This window comes from Ruegeria alba (assembly GCF_022321465.1).
Classification (GTDB): Bacteria; Pseudomonadota; Alphaproteobacteria; order Rhodobacterales; family Rhodobacteraceae; genus Ruegeria_B; species Ruegeria_B alba.
This window is the reverse complement of the sequence record NZ_JAKOEM010000026.1, coordinates 19,185-37,189: the sequence shown is the minus strand read 5'-3', so window position 1 is coordinate 37,189 and position 18,005 is coordinate 19,185. Positions and strand designations below refer to the sequence as shown.

Sequence of the window (18,005 nt, the reverse complement as noted above, 5' to 3'; positions counted from 1 at the left end):
TGGCTGGGAAGTGTCAGAGACGATTCATCACCTGGATGATGCCCAACGAGGCGTTCTCGTAGCCTTCGGGGTTGGTCAACTCTTGCTGGATCACCCATGTCAGGTGGTCGGTGATGCGGACCTTTTGGGTCTGACCGCGGGCCTCGGCGTTGATCGCCTGCTGGCCGCCAAAGGCCTCCAGATCGGCGCGAACCTCGCGCGGCGGGGTCAACTGCTCACCCGTAACCGGATCCTTGAGGACCATGTCAAAGGTGATCGCGTGCACGCCGCCGGTGGTATAGCGCGCCTTTTCGGTCAAGGCGTGGAACCGCTTGACGACGATTTCCAGATCGGCCTTGACCGGGCCGCTCAGCGGGCTGACGCCACGCACCATCGCGTCCTGCACGATCTTCTGAACCTGGGCGTGACGGTCGCCGATCGGATCCTCACGCCACACGATGTCGCCGCGCGGCAGATAGCTGTTGCGCTCGGACACCTTCAAAGAGCGCGGCACCAGCACGGTGACCGAGTTGATGGTCACGGGCGCCTGCCCTGCAACCAAGCCGCCAACTCCCGGCTCTTGCGTCGCTGCGCGCGCAACGGTGTCGATGTCGGCATGCGGGATCACCACCTGCCCCACCGCCGCTGTTGACTGGACCCGGCTTTCCGGTTGCAGCAGGTCATACCCCGCCGGAGCCGTAATCGACGTGGTCGGCAATTGCTCGTAAGGGGCGTTCCGGGTCGGGACATCGACGGCCGTGCAGGCCGCAACCGACAGGCCCAGACCGGCAAGCAGGATCATCCGCATGGTTTTCATGTCTCTTCTCCATTTTCGGGTTCCGACTCCCACAGCCGCACCCGTTTGAGGAGAATTTGCCCCGCAATTAGGGCAACTTTGCGACAAATTCCGTACGTTTCAGAGATTGTTTCCGATCCGGGATCACTCAGTTTCTGGGTCGGCTACGCCATCCGCCACGTCGGCGGGGCGCCTGTTCGGCGCTCAGCCCGTCCTGCATGACGGCGGTCATGGGATGATCGGGCGCCTCGGCCCCATAGCGCCCGTGCAGGTCCGCCAACGCGTCGCGCTGGTCTGTTCCCACCGGCAGGCTGAGCGCCCAGTCAAGGAATATGGTGCGGCATTCGGGGGCCGTGATCCCCTCGATCCTGTAGGCCTCGTAGATCAGACCCTTGGGGTCATGCGGGTCACCCGTCTTCGGCATCCTCTGGTCCTCCCACCGCGGCGCCAATCAGCGCCGCCGCCTCGGCATATGTCGTCTCCAGCGCCGCCTCCAGCGCCGCCATGTCCTCGAACCCGGTGCTGCGGCAGAGGAAGGCCGCGCCGCCCTCGCCGATCCGCTCCGCGTCGATCATCTCGCCCGACAGCAGCCGCGCCGCCGTCTGTACCGACCAGCATAGGTCATAGGCACGGGTCAGCGACTGCGCATCCGCGACATCCAGCCATCCAGCGGCGACCGCGCCTTGTAGGCCCTGCGCCACATCGCGCGCGGCGCTGCCCGACAACAGCGCGCCGGTCTGCGCCACCAGTTCGATATCCAGCATCCGGCCCGGCCCGGTCTTGGCATCCCACACTCCGGCGGGCTGTTTCGCCGCCGCCAGCCGGGCGCGCATCTCGGCCACCTCGCGCAGCACCTTGTCGCGGTCGGCAGGGCGGTTCAGAAGCTCTTGCCGGAACCGCTCGATATCCGCGCCCAATGCCTCTGAACCCGCCACCGGACGGGCACGGGTCAGCGCAAGATGCTCCCACACCCAGGCCTCGTTCAACTGATATTCGGTAAAGCTGGTCCAACTGGTCGCCACCGGTCCCTGCGTGCCAGAGGGGCGCAGGCGCATGTCGACCTCGTACAGCTTGCCCTGCGACATTGGCGCGGTCAGCGCGGTGATCAGCGCCTGCGTGAGCCTTGCGTAATAGGGCCGGGTCGCCAGCGGGCGCGGCCCGTCCGAGCCTTCGGCGTCTTCGGGGTCATAGATCACGATCAGGTCAAGGTCGGATTGCGCATTGATCCGCCCCGCCCCCAGCGAGCCCATGCCCAGCACCGTGGCGCCACGTCCGGGCGGCGTGCCGTGTTTGCGGGCGAATTGGGCCTCGACCACCGGGAACAGCGCCGAGATCACCGCCTCGGCCAGTTCGGCATATTGCGCACCGGCGCGGGCGCCGTCGATCAGCCCGCGCAGATGGTGCACGCCGATGCGGAAATGCCATTCCTTGGTCCAGCGCCGCGCCATGTCGAGCCGGGCCTCGTAATCGTCCTCGGCGGCCAGACGCTCGGCCAGATCGGCGCGCAGCGCTGCCCCGCCCGGCCAGTCATCGAAGAACGAGCCGCCGATCACCGCGTCAAAGACCGAGGCATTGCGCGACAGGAAGGTCGCCAGCGCATGGCTGGTACCGACGATATCGACCAACAGGTCGATCAGTTGCGGATTGGCCTCGAACAGGGAAAACAGCTGCACCCCGGCGGGCAACCCGGCCAGGAACCCGTCAAGCGCCAGCAGCGCCTCGTCCGGTTTGGCGGTGCGCGCCAGCCGCGCCAGCAGTTCGGGCTTCAGCCGTTCGAAAATGCGCCGCCCCCGTTGCGAGCGCAGCGCCGGATAGGTAGGCCAGCGCGACAGCACATTGTCGTCGAACACCACCTCTGCCGGCAGGGCGGGCGCCGGGGCGGCGGCGCTATCGGGGGCAAAGAAATCCTCGGTCAGCCCATGCACCTCGGTCAGGCGCCGGGTCAGGTCGGCGCGCAGTTCGGCGGCGTCGATCCCTATCAGGCAGGCCACGCGGGCAATGCCCTCTTCGGTCTGCGGAATGCGGTGGGTCTGGGCGTCATGCACCATCTGGATGCGGTGTTCGACCTCGCGATGGGCGCGGTAGTGGCGGGTGAGCGCCTCGGCCACCTCGGGCGGCACCCAGCCCTTGGCCGCCAATGCCGCCAGCCCCTCGACCGTGCCGCGCAGGCGCAGGTCACGGTCGCGCCCGCCCGCGATCAACTGCCGGGTCTGGGTAAAGAACTCGATCTCGCGAATGCCGCCCCGGCCCAGCTTCATGTCATGGCCCGGAATGGTCAGGGCGCCGCCGGTGCCCTTGTTCTCGCGAATGCGCAGGCGCATGTCATGGGCGTCCTGGATGGCCGCGAAATCCAGATGGCGGCGCCAGACAAAGGGGCGCAGGGTTTCCAGAAACCGCGCCCCCGCCGCCAGATCGCCCGCGCAGGGCCGCGCCTTGATATAGGCGGCACGCTCCCAGGTGCGGCCAAGGCTTTCATAGTAATGTTCCGCCGCCTCCATCGCCAGGCAGACCGGGGTGACCGCCGGATCGGGGCGCAGCCGCAGATCGGTGCGGAACACATAGCCATCGGCGGTCTTGTCGCTGAGCGTGGCGCAGAAATTGCGGGTGGCACGCACCATGCCCTGACGCGCCTCAAAGAAATCGTCGGGCTCATAGCGGGTTTCGTCAAACAGCACGATCAGGTCGATGTCCGAGCTGTAGTTCAGCTCATGCGCGCCCATCTTGCCCATGGCCAGGATCACCATCCCGGCGGCGGTTTCCACATCCGCCTCGGTCTGGCCCGGCAGCTTGCCGCGCCGGATCAGGGCGGCGATCTCGGCCTTGGCGGCCAGATCGGCGGCCAGCGCGCCGAAATCGGTGAGCAGCGCGGTCACCTTCTCCAGCGGCCAGGCACCCGCCAGATCGGCCAGCGCGGTCAACAGCGCCAGTCGCCGCTTGGCCTGTCGCAAACCGGGTTTGAGCTGATCGGGCGGCAACGCGCGGGCCGCGGTCAGTTCGGCGGCTACCGCCGCATCGGCATCCTCGAGCGCGGGCGCCAGCCATGCGGCCTCGGCCCGCATCAGCCCCATCAGATAGGGGCTGGTGCCCCCCGCACCGGCGACAAGATCGGCCAGATCGCCCCCCAGTTCGGGCAGCAGGGCACGCGCCTCTGCCCCCAGTTCGGGGTCATAGGCACGGGGGAGTCGGGTGATGGCTAGGCGTGTGGTCATGCGCCAAATAGCGCAGCCGCCCCACCCGCCGTCAATGCGTCAAAACTTGACCTTTGCCACCAGTGCGGGCAGTTCATGCGCCATGAGCAAGAGCCTGAAACGGGTCCGCGCCGCACTTGAGGCCGCGCAGATCGCCACCGAAATCCGCGAGACCGGCAACGCCCGGACCGCCGAAGACGCCGCCGCCGCTGTCGGCTGCGCGCTGAACCAGATCGTCAAGTCGATCATCTTTCAGGCGCGCGAGGGCGATGCGCTAGCATTGTTTCTGACCGCAGGAGGCAATCAGGTCGACCCAGAAGCCGCCACCGCCCTGTTCGGCACGCCGCTGACACGCACCGATGCCGATACGGTGCGGCAGAAAACCGGCTTTGCCATCGGCGGTGTTGCGCCGGTGGGGCATTTGTCGCCGATCACCTGTTTCCTGGATCCCGCACTGATGGACTTTCCTGTAGTTTGGGCCGCGGCAGGTACGCCCCGGCATGTCTTTGCCATCGCACCCGGTCAGCTGCATGACCTGACCAGTGCACACATCGCGGATTTCGTGAAATCGGGTTAGATCAGCGGCAGCGCCTGGCTGATCAGAACCGCCCAGAAACAAGCCCCCAATAGCGCACTGGGCAAAATCCACCACCCTGGCGACATCCGGTCGTCCCGCTGCAACACGTCCTGGCCAAACCTGTTCGCACCCGATGTCGGCATAAAGCTTCCAATTTACTTTCTGAGAGGCGGATTTCACTTAAGTAATAGCAAATCTGATTTTCGCGCGAAGCGCAACCCAAGATTGCGTTGCCGATAGTCAACTCGCCAAAATCAGAATGTAAATCTTTTTCACATCCCCTCTTGCATTCCCCGTCACGCCGCCCCAAATGAGTAATGTGAAAGACATTCACATCAACTGATCTGGAGACCCAAAATGACCATGATGACCGACCCCGTCGCCGCCCCGTCAAATCCGGGTTGGCTACATCGAAGCGAAGCCTGGCTGGACAGCAAGGGCAAAGGCGCCTGGATCGCCGCAATGGTCCTTGGATTCATCTTCTTCTGGCCCCTTGGCCTCGCCCTTCTCGCCTATATGATCTGGAGCAAACGCATGTTCAGCAAATCCTGCACCCGCCGCAAAGCCTGGAGCCATCATGGCATGCGGGCGATGTCGACCACCGGCAACAGCGCCTTTGACGCCTACAAGGCCGATACACTGGCCCGCCTGGAACGCGAGCAGGCCGATTTCGAGGCGTTCCTGCACCGCCTGCGCGAGGCCAAGGATAAGGCCGAGTTCGACGATTTCATGGACGAGCGCGCCCGTACGGCCCGCGACGACAAGAACGACGCCGACGCCTGAACCCAACCGGCCGCCCCCTCACGGGGCGGCCATCCCAAGTACACGGACCCTGCCCCGATGACCCACCTTCCCCATCCCGACCATCAGCCGGAATTCTATCAAAGCATCCCGGCCAAACGCTTTTTTGCCTGGGTGTTCGACACCTGCGTGATCCTGATGCTCAGCTTGGTCGTGGTGTTGCTCACCGCTTTTGTCGGCGCCTTTGTCTGGCCCCTGCTCTATCTGATCGTGGGTTTCGTCTATCGTGTCGCCACGATTGCTGGCGGCTCGGCCACCTGGGGCATGCGCTTTGTCGGGATCGAGCTGCGCGACGCCCATGGCGCTCATCTGAACGGCGGTCAGGCGCTGGCCCATACCGCTGGCTACACCGTCAGCATGGCACTGCCATTGCTTCAGGTGATCTCGATCCTGATGATGCTGACCGGCGCTCGCTCTCAGGGGCTGACCGACGCGGTACTGGGGACCGTGGCGCTGAATCGTCGGGCCTATGCTTAACTCTTGTGATTTTGGTCACTTGGCGGGTCCTTGATGGATTGTTATCATCCAATCCGAAATCAACGAGAACCCCATGCGCCACAGCCTGCCAATCGCACCACAATTTTATGTGACCGCTCCGCAACCCTGTCCGTATCTTGCGGACAGGATGGAACGAAAGCTATTCACTGCTTTGCAAGGTGAAGGCGCCGAACAACTGAACAATGCGCTGTCGCAACAGGGCTTTCGCCGGTCTCAGAATGTCCTCTACCGCCCGTCCTGCACCGATTGCGCCGCCTGTCTTTCGGCCCGGATCAACGTGTCGGCCTTTCGCGCCAGCCGCAGCCAGAAACGCGCCCTGCGCCGAAATGCGCACCTGACCAGACGCGCCACTTCGCCCTGGGCGACTGACGAGCAATATGACCTGTTCCGCCGCTATCTGGACAGTCGTCATGCCGATGGCGGCATGGCGGACATGGACGTGTTCGAATTCGCCGCAATGATCGAAGAAACGCCGATCCGCAGCCGGGTTATCGAATACGCCCATCGCGAGACCCGAGCGCTCACTGCAGTCAGCCTGACCGATGTGCTAGATGATGGTCTCAGCATGGTCTATTCCTTCTATGACCCCGACCTGCACCGTGCTTCGCTTGGCACTCACATGATCCTCGATCATATCGACATCGCCCGCGAAGCGGGGCTGCCTTATGTCTACCTTGGCTACTGGGTGCCTCGTAGCCCCAAGATGGGATACAAGGCCCGCTTCTCGGGGCTTGAAATCTATTTGGGCGGAAGCTGGCAACCGATGACGAACCCCGATGCGCATGACGTCATCCGACATCCGCTTTCCACAGACCCGATTGCCGAACAGGTAGCTAATATCCAGTTGCCCGACCGCATGCCTACCCGCGACTGAACGCGTAGCGGGTCTTCCCAACGACAAAATGGTTTCGCCGACTGCGGGAAATGTCCGCTAATTCACGCGCCTCGGTACCGCTTGTTCCTCTTGCCCGAAATATCCCGGGGATGAATTGCCCCAAAGGGGCAAGAAGGGGCAGCGCCCCTTGACCGAAACTCAAAAAGCAAAGGGGGCCCGAAGGCCCCCTTTTCCATTTGATAAACTCCGATCAGTTCGGGATCAGCGACGGAACGATGGTCACGATCGAGGGGAAGCTCCACAAGATCGCGATCCCGACCACCTGGATGATCACGAAAGGCACGATACCGCGATAGATATGGCCCGTGGTCACCTCCTTCGGCGCCACGCCCCGCAGATAGAACAGGGCAAAGCCGAAGGGCGGCGTCAGGAACGAGGTCTGCAGGTTCACCGCCACCATGATGGTCACCCATTTCGGATCGAACGACCCGCCATAGATCACCGGCCCCACGATCGGGATCACGATATAGATGATCTCGAGAAAATCGAGCACGAAGCCCAGCACGAAGAGCACCAGCATCACGATCAAGAACACCGTGAACTCGTTGTCAAAGCTCTTCAGGAATTGCTGGATGTAATGCTCGCCACCAAAGCTGATCACCACCAGGTTCAGCAACTGCGACCCGATCAGGATGGTGAACACCATCGAGGTCACCTTGGCCGTCTCACGCACGATCGGTGACAGGACACCGCCGGCAAACAGCACCCAGCAGCCGAACAGCAGCCCGCCCAGCGCATAGATATAGGTCGCATAGGCGAAGACAAAGGCGATCCAGGTTTCGACGCTGACACCGTCCTGATTGATGCGCAGGTCGAAATTCACCCCGATCAGCAGGCAGATGATGATGGCAAAGGTGGACCAGATGATCACCTTTCCCGACCGGCCCTCATCGCGCAGCTTGCGATAGGCCGCCAGCATGATCGCCCCGCCCGCGCCCAGCGCCGCCGCCGGGGTCGGGTTGGTCACACCGCCCAGGATCGAGCCCAGCACCGCGATGATCAGCACCAGCGGCGGGAACACCACCCGGATAAGATCATTGCCGGTGCAGCGGATCGCCGCCTCCTTGCAGCCGTAAAGCGCCAGCGCCAATGGCAAGAGCAGGATAAGCACTGTCACACCGGGAGAGGTCAGCGGTCCGATGAACAGGATGTCGGCCAGCAGCATCAGGACCAGACCCAGCCCGCCCACCAGCAGCGGTTTCGGATCACGCGAGGGCGCGATGCCCCGGCCCACCACCAGCGTCAGGCCCAGCAGCACCGCGATCACGGCGACACCGGTGCCGATCGGCGCGGCATTCGCAATTTTGGAGGCTCGGGCCTCGGCGATCTCCTCGTCAGTCAGGCGGTGCGATTCCTGCACCCCACCTGCGGCGTCGATCGATTCCTGTTCGGCGACGGCCGCGTCCCAGGCTTCCTGCCCGTGCAGCGCGATCATCGAGGCCTTGCAGTCAGGGCCCACATTGGTGCGCAGGCTGGCGCTCTTGGAACTGTCCGAAAAGGTCGAAACGGTCACGTCCTGACTGCCCACGACACCAAGACTGCCCAGCAGCAAGACCCCGGCGATCAGCGCCACCGGTGCCCCCAGCAGCCAGGTAAAGCCCTCGGCGCGGGTGATCGGCTCGCCGGTGCCTCCCCCCATCGCCACGGCCGGCGCTTTCTCGGGGTTCAGAAGCGCATAGCCAAAGGCATAGAGCGCATAGAGCAGCGCCAGCAAAATGCCAGGCAGCAGCGCTGCTTGGAAGAGGGTGCCGACTGACACCACTGCCGGTTCGCCCAGATAGGTCAGCGCGTCGGTACAACCCGCCTCGATGGCGCGCGTCTCCTGCGCGGTCGAATAGAGATCGCCCGCCAGCGTGCCCAGCAGAACGATCACGATCGAGGGCGGAATGATCTGCCCCAATGTGCCGCTCGCCGCGATCACACCGGTCGCCAGTTCCGGCGAGTAGTTGTTGCGCAGCATGGTGGGCAGGGCCAGCAGGCCCATGGTCACCACGGTCGCGCCGACGATCCCGGTCGAAGCGGCCAGAAACGCGCCCACGACCACGATCGACACCGCCAGACCGCCGGGCAGCGGGCCAAAGACGCGCGCCATGGTGGTCAGCAGATCGTTGGCGATCTTCGAACGCTCCAGCGTGATGCCCATCAGCACGAACATCAGCACCGCCAGCAGCGTCTCGATGGACTGGCCCGCCAGCACCCGCTCGTTCATCCGGTTCACGATGAAGGAGACGTTGCGGTCCATCGCCGTCTGCCAGCCACCCTGGAACACATGTTCGGCAACCCGTGGCAATTCGGGGTATCGGAAGATCGAGATCACATCCGGTTTGACCCCGGAACCGATCAGATCGTTGTAAGCCTGCGACGAGGTGTCGATAGCCTGGTGGATCAACAGCCCCGCGCTGTCCAGCGCAGCGATGATACCGAATGAGATGATGCCGGCGCCGCCGATGGCAAAGGCCACCGGAAATCCCGACAGGATGCCTCCGAAGAGACAGAGAAAGACGATAATGAGGCCGATTTCGACGCCATCAAGACCGAATAGCATGTTCCCGGTTCCTATTCTTAATGCGTGCCTTCATAGGCCTCTTCGCCCTCGCCAAGAGTATCCTTGTCGAGATATTTACCCGCGCTGCTTTCGCCTTCGACGAATTCGAGCCATGAGCGGTAGAAAAAGGCGACTGCGTGGATGAACACCATGGCGGCAAACGTGATCAGCAGGATCTTGAACAGGAAATACCCGTTGAACCCGTTGGGACTGAACCCGATGGTCTCCACGTTCCAGCGCAGCGCCCGAGATTTCATCAGCAGGCGGTCAAGCTGGTCGCTGGCCGAAGGGTTCGGCACGATCAGGTGCCGCCACAGAAAGTACCAGCCGTAAAGCCAGGTCACCACTGCCACGGGCATCATGAACAGAAGCGATCCGGCCATGTCCACCACCCGCTTTCCACGGTGGCTGAGGCCGGAATAAATCAGGTCGACGCGGACATGACCGCCCTGCACGAACGTGTAGGTGGCGCAAAGGCAGACAACCATCGCGTTGTAAAGCTTCAGCTCTTCGGACCACCAGCTGACGTCGAGCGTCACCGGGATGCCAAAGCCAAAGGACAGATCGGGCCGTGCAAAGACGCGCTGCATGAACACGATGATGATCTGTTGCAGCACCATCAGCAGGCCCGCCCAGGCAAAGAAGCGCCCGACCGTGTTGGCGAAACCTTCGAGCCCGCGCACCATCAACCACATGAACGAGCGGAAATACATTCCGATCGCGGTGAGGACCAGAACGAAGGTGAAGACCACGAAGAAGAACTCGACCGAGCCGCCATAATAGACAAAGCGCATGATCGAGGCCTTGTCGGACCAGTCCAGCCAGAGCTGTGGATGGGTGACCGCGTAGCCGAAATTATAGAATGCCTCGGCGATGTTCTGAAACAGCCAGATCAGACCGTTCCACAGGGCGCCGAAAAAGGAGATACCGTTATCGTCCTGCATGATGTCCCCGATTCAGGAGTGCCGGATCGTCCTGCGGAACAGCGCCGCAAGGTCCTGGCAAAGCGTAGGCCCCCCGCCCTGGGGCGGGGGTCCGGTATTGGCCGCTTGGCGGGATCAGCCCAGAACGCGGTCGCGCTGTGCGGTGTAGACGCCCGACGACATGTTCAGCCAGGCCGACGAGGATTTCATCGACGCCATGGCGCTGTCGTGGATCTTCTTGAACAGCTCGTCGCCCATGTTCTCGGCCATGACTTCCTGGCTCGCCTTGCCGAAGGCATCCCAGACGCTGTCGGGGAATTCCAGGACCTTGACGCCACCGGCTTGCAGGCGCTGCAGCGCCGAGCCGTTGTTGGACAGGAACTGGGCCAGGTTCCACTGGTGGCACTCGCCCGCCGCAACCTCGATGATCTTCTGATGCGCGGGGCTCAGGCTCTCGAACACGTCACGGTTGGTGGCAACCGACAGACCCGCACCCGGCTCGTGGAAGCCCGCGGTATAATAGGTCTTGGTGATCTCCTGGAAGCCGGCCTTTTCGTCCGCCCAGGGGCCGATCCACTCGGTCCCGTCAATGGCACCCGAGGACAGCGCCTGGTACACTTCCGAACCCGGGATGTTCTGGACGCTTGCGCCCAGCTTGCCCAGCGCCTTGCCGCCCAGGCCCGGCATGCGGAACTTCAGACCGTTGAAATCCTCGGGGCCATTGATCTCTTTCGAGAACCAGCCACCGGCCTGCGCGCCGGTGTTGCCGCCCAGGAAGGATTTCAGGCCAAAGATCTGGCCCAGCTCGTCATGCAGCTCGTGGCCGCCATCGTGATAGTACCAGTTCACCAGTTCCTGCGCGGTCATGCCAAAGGGCACGGCGGTAAAGAACGCATAGCCCGGATGCTGACCGACGAAGTAATAGTCGGCGCCGTGATACATGTCGGCCTGGCCCGAGGAGACGGCGTCGAACACTTCGAACGCGCCCACCAGTTCGCCGGCGGCCTTCAGGTCGACAGTCAGGTTGCCATCGGACATGGCGGTGATGTTGTCGGCGACGCGCTGTGCCGAATCATGCACACCGGCCAGACCGCGGCCCCAGGTGGTGACCATGGTCAGGGTCCGCTTGCCCTGAGCATAGGCCGGAGCGGCCAGAGCGGTGGTGGCAGCCGCGGCAGCGCCGCCCATGGCCGAGGTTTTCAGAAAAGAACGACGATCCATAAGAGTATTTCCTCCCCTTGCAAGTCATGGACGCCCGCCAGGTCATCCCGGTGGGCGGATCGTTTCCAGTGGCGCAAGGGTAACGAGCGATGATCCGCTCTGTGAATACCTAGTACTACGTAGCGGCGCGGAAAAATGCGGCCACTGACCTAGAAATCCACTGTTTTTCGGGCACTGCGCGACCACACAAGTGCGTGGCGGCAGGTCACGACTTGATCGCATGCTTTGATTTTGCCGCCGGTTTTGCGTATCGATTCGCCATGCACCGCCTGCGCAACCTGATCCGCCCCAACTACGCCCAGAAGATCTCGCTTCTGGCGACCCTGCCGCTTGTGGTGGCGGTGGCCGCCATCGCGGCGCTGGTGGCCTATCAGGCGCGCACCCTGGCCGAACGCGAGATCCAGGCGTTGGAGCGGCAGCTGTTGCAGGCAAAGAAGGCCGAGCTGCGCAACTACGTCACCCAGGCGCGCAACGGCTTTGCCCATATCTATGGCCCCGCCGCGCCTGACGATGAAGGGGCCAAGACACAGGTCGCACAGATGCTGGCGGCGATGATCTACGGACAGGACGGGTTCTTTTTCGTCTACGATTACGAGGGCAAGAACCTGGTCAGCCCGCGCCAGACCGAATTCATCAACCGCAACTGGGAGGGGTTGACCGACAGCAAGGGCGTACCGGTTGTGGACGAGTTCATCCGCCTCGCCCGGCAGGGCGCGGGTTGGCATTCCTTCATGTGGGAGAAACCCTCGACCGGGGAAGAGGCGCAGATGGTGGCCTATGTGGTGGGCTTGCAGGACTGGCGCTGGGCGGTGGGCACCGGGGTGTTCATCGACGACGTTCTGGCCTCGGTCGCAGCGGCCCGGGCCGAGACACAGGCCCGCGTCCGCCGCACCTTTGTCTATATCGGCGCCATCGCGCTGGCGGCGCTGCTGATCGTGTTCGGCTCAGGCATGGTTCTGAACATCCGCGAACGCCGGCTGGCCGATGCCAAGCTCAAGGAACTGACGCAACGGGTGTTCGACGCGCAAGAGGAAGAGCGCGGGCGGGTGGCGCGCGAATTGCATGACGGTATCAGCCAGATCCTGGTCGGGGTGCGCTATGCGCTGGACAATGCCCGTCGCCGGCTGGCACGCGGCGATCATGACGGCGCCGAACCGCCGTTGGACAAGGGGATCGAGAACCTCGGCATCGCGATCACCGAGGTGCGCCGCATCAGCCGCGACCTGCGCCCCGGCGTGCTCGACGATCTGGGCCTTGGTCCGGCATTGAAATCGCTGACCGACGATTTCCGCGAGCGCACCGGCATCGCGACCGATTTCACCACCGTGGTGTTCCGCAACCGGCTGGATCACAACAGCAAGATCGCGCTCTACCGCATCGCCCAGGAGGCGCTGACCAATATCGAGCGTCATTCGGGTGCCACCCGGGTCTCGATCGACCTGCGCGGCCACAAGAAGGGCGCCACCATGCGTATCTCGGACAATGGCCGCGGCATCCGCTCGACCCCGGGCAAACCCGGCCCCGGCCTGGGCCTGCGCAACATGCAGGAACGGATCGAACAGCTTGACGGCAGCCTGCGCATCCTGTCATCCCGCGGCGCGCAAACCGGCACCGTGATCGAGGTGAGCCTGCCGCTGAGCCACCTGTTGCCGCCCCAGGAGGAGCCGGCGTCGAAGAGAAAGGCCCTGCCATGACCGACACCCCCGTCCGCGTTCTGATCGTCGACGATCACCCGATGGTGGCCGAAGGCATTCAGGCCATTCTCGAAAGTTATGACGACATTCAGGTGATCGGCACCGTGGGCGACGGGCGCGAGGCGGTGGGCCGCGCTCTGGCGCTGCTGCCCGATGTGATCCTGATGGATCTGAACATGCCCGGACTCGGCGGGCTGGGCGCCACCGAGATCATCCTGGAACAGATGCCCGATACCCGCATTCTGATCCTGTCCATGCATGACAGCCCCGAATATATCTCCACCGCGCTCAGCCATGGCGCCATGGGCTATGTGCTCAAGGACGTGCCGACCGAAGAGATCAAGCAGGCCGTCGACGCGGTGATGCGGGGCGAGCGGTATCTGTGCACCGGTGCCAAGGGCTCGCTGGAGCCAAAGGAGGGCGAGGAGGCGCGCGAGGCGCTGACCGGGCGCGAACAGACCATCCTGCTGCAACTGGCGCAGGGTAAGTCGAACAAGGAAGTGGCCATCGCGCTCGATATCTCGGTGCGCACGGTGGAAACCCACCGCAAGAACATCAAGCGCAAGCTCGGCATTTCCTCGACCGCCGGGCTGACCCGCTATGCGTTGGAACACGGCGTGCTGCAAGGCACCGGCGTCGGTCTCTGACCCGGCAGCGGCAGCGGCTCGGGTCAGTCCCGCAACGCGTCTGCGCGCAATCCCGCGCGCTGGTGATGCCGGGGCAGCACCCTGCCATACAGCTGCCGCGTCCGTTCGACCCCACCGCACATCCCCTCGGTCTCGACAAACGAGAAGATACCCACATAACGCCGTCGCGGCCCCTCGACCGGGGCGACCCGATGCAGCGCGTATCGGCCCTTGAAGATCTGCAAATCACCCGGTTGCAGGTCCAGCACCCGAACCCGGTCGCGGGCGCCCGCCAATACCTCGGCTACGCCCTCGAAATTCTCGTCGCTCGCCGTCCGCAGGTCGGGCACATACTCAAACGCGCCACCCGCACTGCCGTTCTGGATCGCCAGCGTGACCGTGAAATTGTTGGTGTCGAAATGCCAGGGGAAGCCCTGCCCCGTTTCGACCGCGTTTACGATCACATCCGCCAGCGGGTCGTCATAGCGAAAGAACCTGTTCTCCGGCTCACCCAGCACGTCACGGATGAAGGGCATGAAGGGCCCGGCCTCATAGATCCGGCGCAGCGGTCTGTCGGGCGGAAAATTATCGGCCGGCACGAAGGCGTTCGAGCGGTCGAAGAACTGCCGAACCGGGTGGTTGGCGGGCAGGTCCGGATCGTCCTGCGAGAAGTAGACATTGGTGCGGCTGAAGGAGCGATGCCCCAGATGCGCCACCGCATCGGCCTCGGCCACCAGCCGCGCCACGCCAGCGGGATGGGCAAAGCCCGGCAGCACCGCGCAACCGTCCTCGGCGATTTCGCGCCTGAGATCGGCCAGCAAGTCCGCATAGGCCGGCGCATCGGGCCGGTCGATCGGATAGCGCCCCAGATCGATCAAATCATGCAATTCCATCGCGTCCTCCTGCTTTGCCGCCCCTACAGGGTCGGTAAACGAGTCGCGGATTTCTGGCCTGTTTCCGGCATCGCGCGCCGCCAATGGATCAGTTCCGTCACGCGACGAAGGGTCAAATTCGCGGAAATGTCCCGCCCTGCGGCATTCCGCGCAACAAAATGTCGCCAAAACTGCTCGCAGCGACAGGTTTTCGACCCGATTGAGTGTTGACGCCCCCTGCCCTCGCCCATAATGTCCCCGCCAAGCATGAAGGAGCCGCTGGGAATGACCGCGCTAGTCGTAATCGTAGGAACAACGCGCATGGGCCGGTAACGGTAAGCCATAATCGAACCCATGCGCCTCCGAAAGTTCGGGGGCTTTTTTTATGCTGAAACGAGAAGACGCATGTCGCCAATGGAGCAAAGCAGATGACACGTGAGATGACCGGCGCAAAGATGGTGGTCCAGGCCCTCAAGGATCAGGGCGTGGACACGGTATTCGGCTATCCGGGCGGCGCCGTGCTGCCGATCTATGACGAGATCTTTCTGCAAAACGACATTCGCCACATTCTGGTGCGGCACGAACAGGGCGCGGTGCACGCGGCCGAGGGCTATGCCCGCTCGACCGGCAAGCCCGGCGTCGTGCTGGTGACCTCGGGTCCCGGCGCCACCAATGCGGTGACGGGCCTGACCGACGCGCTGCTCGACTCGATCCCGATCGTGGTCCTCACCGGCCAGGTGCCGACCTTCATGATCGGCTCGGACGCGTTCCAGGAGGCCGACACCGTTGGCATCACCCGTCCCTGCACCAAGCATAACTGGCTGGTCAAGGATACCGACAAGCTGGCCAAGACCATCCACGAGGGATTCCATGTGGCGACCTCGGGCCGGCCCGGCCCGGTCCTGATCGACATCCCCAAGGACGTTCAGTTCGCGACCGGCAAGTATCAGGGCCCCAAGGGGCTCGAGACCCATTACAACCCGCCGGTCAAGGGCGACATGGAAGAGATCACCGAACTGGTCGCGGCCATCGAAAAGGCCAAGCGCCCGGTGTTCTATACCGGCGGCGGCGTGATCAATTCCGGCCCCGCTGCCAGCCAGCTCTTGCGCGAGCTGGTGGATGCGACCGGCTTTCCCATCACCTCGACCCTGATGGGTCTGGGCGCCTATCCCGCCTCGGGCAAGAACTGGCTGGGCATGCTGGGCATGCACGGGCTTTACGAGGCGAACATGGCCATGCATGGCTGTGACCTGATGATCAATATCGGCGCCCGCTTCGACGACCGGATCACCGGCCGCATCGACGCGTTCAGCCCGAAATCGAAGAAGGCGCATATCGACATCGACCCCAGTTCGATCAACAAGGTGATCCGGGTCGATATCCCCATCGTCGGCGATGTGGGCCATGTGTTGGAAGACATCCTTAAGGTCTGGAAGGCGCGCGGGCGCAAGACCAATGCCGAGGCGGTGCAGAAATGGCAGGCTCAGATCACCGAATGGCGCAATGTCAACTGCCTGACCTACAAGCCTTCGGAAAAGACCATCAAGCCGCAATACGCGCTGGAGCGTCTGGAGGCGCTGACCAAGGGGCGTGACCGCTACGTGTGTACCGAAGTGGGCCAGCACCAGATGTGGGCGGCGCAATATCTGGGCTTTGAGGATCCGAACCGCTGGATGACCTCCGGTGGCCTGGGCACCATGGGTTACGGTACGCCGGCCTCGATCGGGGTGCAGATCGCGCATCCGGACGCGCTGGTGATCAACGTGGCGGGCGAGGCAAGCTGGCTGATGAACATGCAGGAGATGGGCACCGCCGTGCAGTACCGCCTGCCGGTCAAGCAGTTCATTCTGAACAATGAACGCCTGGGCATGGTGCGCCAGTGGCAGGAGCTCTTGCATGGCGAACGCTATTCGCAATCCTGGTCCGAAGCGCTGCCCGATTTCGTGAAACTGGCCGAGGCCTTTGGCGCCAAGGGCATCCTGTGCAAGGACCCCGCCGATCTGGATGACGCGATCATGGAGATGATCAACTATGATGGGCCGGTGATCTTCGATTGCCTTGTCGAAAAGCACGAAAACTGCTTCCCGATGATCCCCTCGGGCAAGGCCCATAACGAGATGCTTCTGGGCGACGCTGAAACCCAAGGCGTGATCCAGGCCGGCGGCGCGGTTCTGGTCTGACAAAATCCTGCGAATTTTGTCGGTCGCGCCCTGTGCGACCGGTACTCTCCACTCTGAAAGGGACGCATATGTCTGCCCTACACATCAAGAAAGGCTCCAGCAGCCATTCCGCCTATAACCTACGCCCGACCTTCTCGGACGTGGCCGAACGGCACACCATCGCCCTTCTGGTCGAGAACGAGCCCGGTGTGCTGGCCCGCGTCATCGGTCTGTTCTCGGGACGCGGCTACAACATCGAAAGCCTGACCGTCGCCGAGGTGGATCACACCGGCCATCTGAGCCGCATCACCATCGTCACCACCGGAACCCCGCAGGTGATCGAGCAGATCAAGGCACAGCTGGGCCGCATCGTCTCGGTCCGCGACGTCCACGACCTGACGGTCGAGGGCCGCGCGGTTGAACGCGAACTGGCGATGCTGAAGGTGGTGGGCAGCGGCGACAAGCGGGTCGAGGCACTACGCCTGGCGGATATCTTCCGCGCCAACGTGGTCGACAGCACCCTGTCGAGCTTTGTCTTCGAAATCACCGGCGCACCAGAAAAGATCGACGCCTTCGCCGATCTGATGCGACCACTGGGCCTGGCCGAGATCGCACGAACAGGAGTGGCAGCGCTCCTGCGCGGCGACTGATTGTCAGCCGATCAGGCGTGGCAGGCTTCGCCTTCGGCCTGCCTGTCACGCTTGCGCAGGGCAAAGCCTGCGAACGGGATCACCTTGGCAACCGACCTATCCGGGGCTGTATTGCCAGCTTTCTCTTCCCCAGTAGTGCGCAAGAGGTCGGGCAAGCCGCGATAGCTTCCCTGATCGATCAGGCGCGGGTTGAGAGCTAAACGCTGCTTGCGCTCGGTCACCAGATCAAACTGGACCCAGTCCCCCACATCCAGGCTAACCGATGCCTGCGCATCCGTTTTCCGATAAAATGCGAGGTCGCCATGATCCTCACACCAGATGACCGCTTTTTGATCATCCCTGTCGCTCCAGAGTACTACACCAAGCATATCCCGTCCCAATGATCTATTTTCTTTAGATTGAGCGAATTAACACGACTCAAACATGGTAAAATGCGTGTCTGACTATTGCTTTTTGTGTCTGGAAGGGTAGCTTCCCGACACGCTTTGGCGTCTATTATGACGCCATATAGTATCAGATTAAGTGTCGACCGAAGGGACCCACCACTCACCCTTCACGTTTCGGTCTAAATGAGCAATTCT

At 63.1% G+C, this 18,005-nt stretch carries 16 protein-coding genes; 8 read left to right on the top strand and 8 right to left on the bottom strand.

Annotated elements, in window-relative coordinates:
• Positions 1-13: 13 nt before the first annotated feature.
• From MB818_RS19650 to MB818_RS19640, 3 genes are all read right to left on the bottom strand, one after another.
• A complete protein-coding gene (locus MB818_RS19650) occupies positions 14-796 on the bottom strand; it encodes a DUF6778 family protein (RefSeq protein ID WP_234145437.1) in 783 nt (260 codons plus the stop codon).
• 127 nt (positions 797-923) lie between these two features.
• Complete coding sequence (locus tag MB818_RS19645; protein ID WP_234136282.1) at positions 924-1,199, bottom strand: hypothetical protein; 276 nt, start codon at positions 1,197-1,199, stop codon at positions 924-926.
• A complete protein-coding gene (locus MB818_RS19640; RefSeq protein WP_238906128.1) occupies positions 1,183-3,984 on the bottom strand; it encodes a [protein-PII] uridylyltransferase family protein in 2,802 nt (933 codons plus the stop codon). Before MB818_RS19640 ends, MB818_RS19645 begins: the two co-directional genes overlap by 17 nt.
• An 82-nt stretch (positions 3,985-4,066) precedes the next feature.
• Between MB818_RS19640 and MB818_RS19635 the strand changes: the two genes are divergently transcribed.
• The 4 genes from MB818_RS19635 (at position 4,067) to MB818_RS19620 (ending at position 6,713) form a co-directional block, all read left to right on the top strand.
• The gene (locus tag MB818_RS19635; RefSeq protein WP_234136280.1) at positions 4,067-4,540 is read left to right on the top strand and encodes a YbaK/EbsC family protein; all 474 of its coding nucleotides are present in this window, start codon (positions 4,067-4,069) and stop codon (positions 4,538-4,540) included.
• A 357-nt stretch (positions 4,541-4,897) separates the two neighbouring features.
• Positions 4,898-5,323: a DUF2852 domain-containing protein gene (locus MB818_RS19630; RefSeq protein ID WP_234136279.1), complete on the top strand. Its 426-nt coding sequence runs from the start codon at positions 4,898-4,900 to the stop codon at positions 5,321-5,323.
• A 57-nt stretch (positions 5,324-5,380) separates the two neighbouring features.
• A complete protein-coding gene (locus MB818_RS19625) occupies positions 5,381-5,818 on the top strand; it encodes an RDD family protein (RefSeq protein WP_234136278.1) in 438 nt (145 codons plus the stop codon).
• 73 nt (positions 5,819-5,891) lie between these two features.
• Positions 5,892-6,713 carry an arginyltransferase gene (locus MB818_RS19620; protein WP_234136277.1) on the top strand — a complete coding sequence of 274 codons (822 nt, stop codon included), beginning with the start codon at positions 5,892-5,894 and terminating at the stop codon, positions 6,711-6,713.
• Positions 6,714-6,924: 211 nt separating this feature from the next.
• On the opposite strand, the gene MB818_RS19615 is transcribed toward MB818_RS19620, so the two are convergent.
• The 3 genes from MB818_RS19615 to MB818_RS19605 form a co-directional block, all read right to left on the bottom strand.
• The gene (locus MB818_RS19615; RefSeq protein ID WP_234166222.1) at positions 6,925-9,279 is read right to left on the bottom strand and encodes a TRAP transporter large permease; all 2,355 of its coding nucleotides are present in this window, start codon (positions 9,277-9,279) and stop codon (positions 6,925-6,927) included.
• Between the two features lie 17 nt (positions 9,280-9,296).
• Entirely contained in the window at positions 9,297-10,223 is a 927-nt protein-coding gene (locus tag MB818_RS19610) for a TRAP transporter small permease subunit (RefSeq protein ID WP_234136275.1), read from the bottom strand.
• Between the two features lie 114 nt (positions 10,224-10,337).
• A complete protein-coding gene (locus MB818_RS19605; RefSeq protein WP_234145429.1) occupies positions 10,338-11,423 on the bottom strand; it encodes a TRAP transporter substrate-binding protein in 1,086 nt (361 codons plus the stop codon).
• 260 nt (positions 11,424-11,683) lie between these two features.
• Between MB818_RS19605 and MB818_RS19600 the strand changes: the two genes are divergently transcribed.
• Positions 11,684-13,117, top strand: coding sequence for a cache domain-containing protein (locus MB818_RS19600; protein ID WP_234218412.1), 1,434 nt, complete (start codon positions 11,684-11,686; stop codon positions 13,115-13,117).
• On the top strand, positions 13,114-13,764 hold the full coding sequence (locus MB818_RS19595; protein ID WP_234162371.1) for a response regulator transcription factor: 651 nt from the start codon (positions 13,114-13,116) through the stop codon (positions 13,762-13,764). Before MB818_RS19600 ends, MB818_RS19595 begins: the two co-directional genes overlap by 4 nt.
• 23 nt (positions 13,765-13,787) lie before the next feature.
• Here the strand turns inward: MB818_RS19595 and MB818_RS19590 are convergent, their stop codons facing one another.
• Entirely contained in the window at positions 13,788-14,636 is an 849-nt protein-coding gene (locus tag MB818_RS19590; RefSeq protein WP_234136271.1) for a HalD/BesD family halogenase, read from the bottom strand.
• Positions 14,637-15,043: 407 nt separating this feature from the next.
• On the opposite strand from MB818_RS19590, the gene MB818_RS19585 reads away from it, so the two are divergent.
• Both MB818_RS19585 and ilvN read left to right on the top strand, forming a co-directional pair.
• Positions 15,044-16,795 (top strand): acetolactate synthase 3 large subunit, encoded by a 1,752-nt coding sequence (locus MB818_RS19585; protein ID WP_234136270.1) that lies wholly within the window; start codon positions 15,044-15,046, stop codon positions 16,793-16,795.
• Between the two features lie 68 nt (positions 16,796-16,863).
• Positions 16,864-17,424 carry an acetolactate synthase small subunit gene (gene ilvN, locus MB818_RS19580; RefSeq protein WP_234136269.1) on the top strand — a complete coding sequence of 187 codons (561 nt, stop codon included), beginning with the start codon at positions 16,864-16,866 and terminating at the stop codon, positions 17,422-17,424.
• 11 nt (positions 17,425-17,435) lie between these two features.
• On the opposite strand, the gene MB818_RS19575 is transcribed toward ilvN, so the two are convergent.
• The gene (locus MB818_RS19575) at positions 17,436-17,792 is read right to left on the bottom strand and encodes a hypothetical protein (RefSeq protein WP_234136268.1); all 357 of its coding nucleotides are present in this window, start codon (positions 17,790-17,792) and stop codon (positions 17,436-17,438) included.
• Positions 17,793-18,005: the final 213 nt, after the last annotated feature.

Coding starts and splice junctions, on each gene's coding strand:
- MB818_RS19600 (WP_234218412.1), top strand. CDS start 11,684: ATGCACCGCCTGCGCAACCTGATCCGCCCCAACTACGCCCAGAAGATC.
- MB818_RS19630 (WP_234136279.1), top strand. CDS start 4,898: ATGACCATGATGACCGACCCCGTCGCCGCCCCGTCAAATCCGGGTTGG.
- MB818_RS19595 (WP_234162371.1), top strand. CDS start 13,114: ATGACCGACACCCCCGTCCGCGTTCTGATCGTCGACGATCACCCGATG.
- MB818_RS19590 (WP_234136271.1), bottom strand. CDS start 14,636: ATGGAATTGCATGATTTGATCGATCTGGGGCGCTATCCGATCGACCGG.
- MB818_RS19640 (WP_238906128.1), bottom strand. CDS start 3,984: ATGACCACACGCCTAGCCATCACCCGACTCCCCCGTGCCTATGACCCC.
- MB818_RS19610 (WP_234136275.1), bottom strand. CDS start 10,223: ATGCAGGACGATAACGGTATCTCCTTTTTCGGCGCCCTGTGGAACGGT.
- MB818_RS19605 (WP_234145429.1), bottom strand. CDS start 11,423: ATGGATCGTCGTTCTTTTCTGAAAACCTCGGCCATGGGCGGCGCTGCC.
- MB818_RS19620 (WP_234136277.1), top strand. CDS start 5,892: ATGCGCCACAGCCTGCCAATCGCACCACAATTTTATGTGACCGCTCCG.
- MB818_RS19615 (WP_234166222.1), bottom strand. CDS start 9,279: ATGCTATTCGGTCTTGATGGCGTCGAAATCGGCCTCATTATCGTCTTT.
- ilvN (WP_234136269.1), top strand. CDS start 16,864: ATGTCTGCCCTACACATCAAGAAAGGCTCCAGCAGCCATTCCGCCTAT.
- MB818_RS19575 (WP_234136268.1), bottom strand. CDS start 17,792: ATGCTTGGTGTAGTACTCTGGAGCGACAGGGATGATCAAAAAGCGGTC.
- MB818_RS19650 (WP_234145437.1), bottom strand. CDS start 796: ATGAAAACCATGCGGATGATCCTGCTTGCCGGTCTGGGCCTGTCGGTT.
- MB818_RS19635 (WP_234136280.1), top strand. CDS start 4,067: ATGAGCAAGAGCCTGAAACGGGTCCGCGCCGCACTTGAGGCCGCGCAG.
- MB818_RS19645 (WP_234136282.1), bottom strand. CDS start 1,199: ATGCCGAAGACGGGTGACCCGCATGACCCCAAGGGTCTGATCTACGAG.
- MB818_RS19585 (WP_234136270.1), top strand. CDS start 15,044: ATGACACGTGAGATGACCGGCGCAAAGATGGTGGTCCAGGCCCTCAAG.
- MB818_RS19625 (WP_234136278.1), top strand. CDS start 5,381: ATGACCCACCTTCCCCATCCCGACCATCAGCCGGAATTCTATCAAAGC.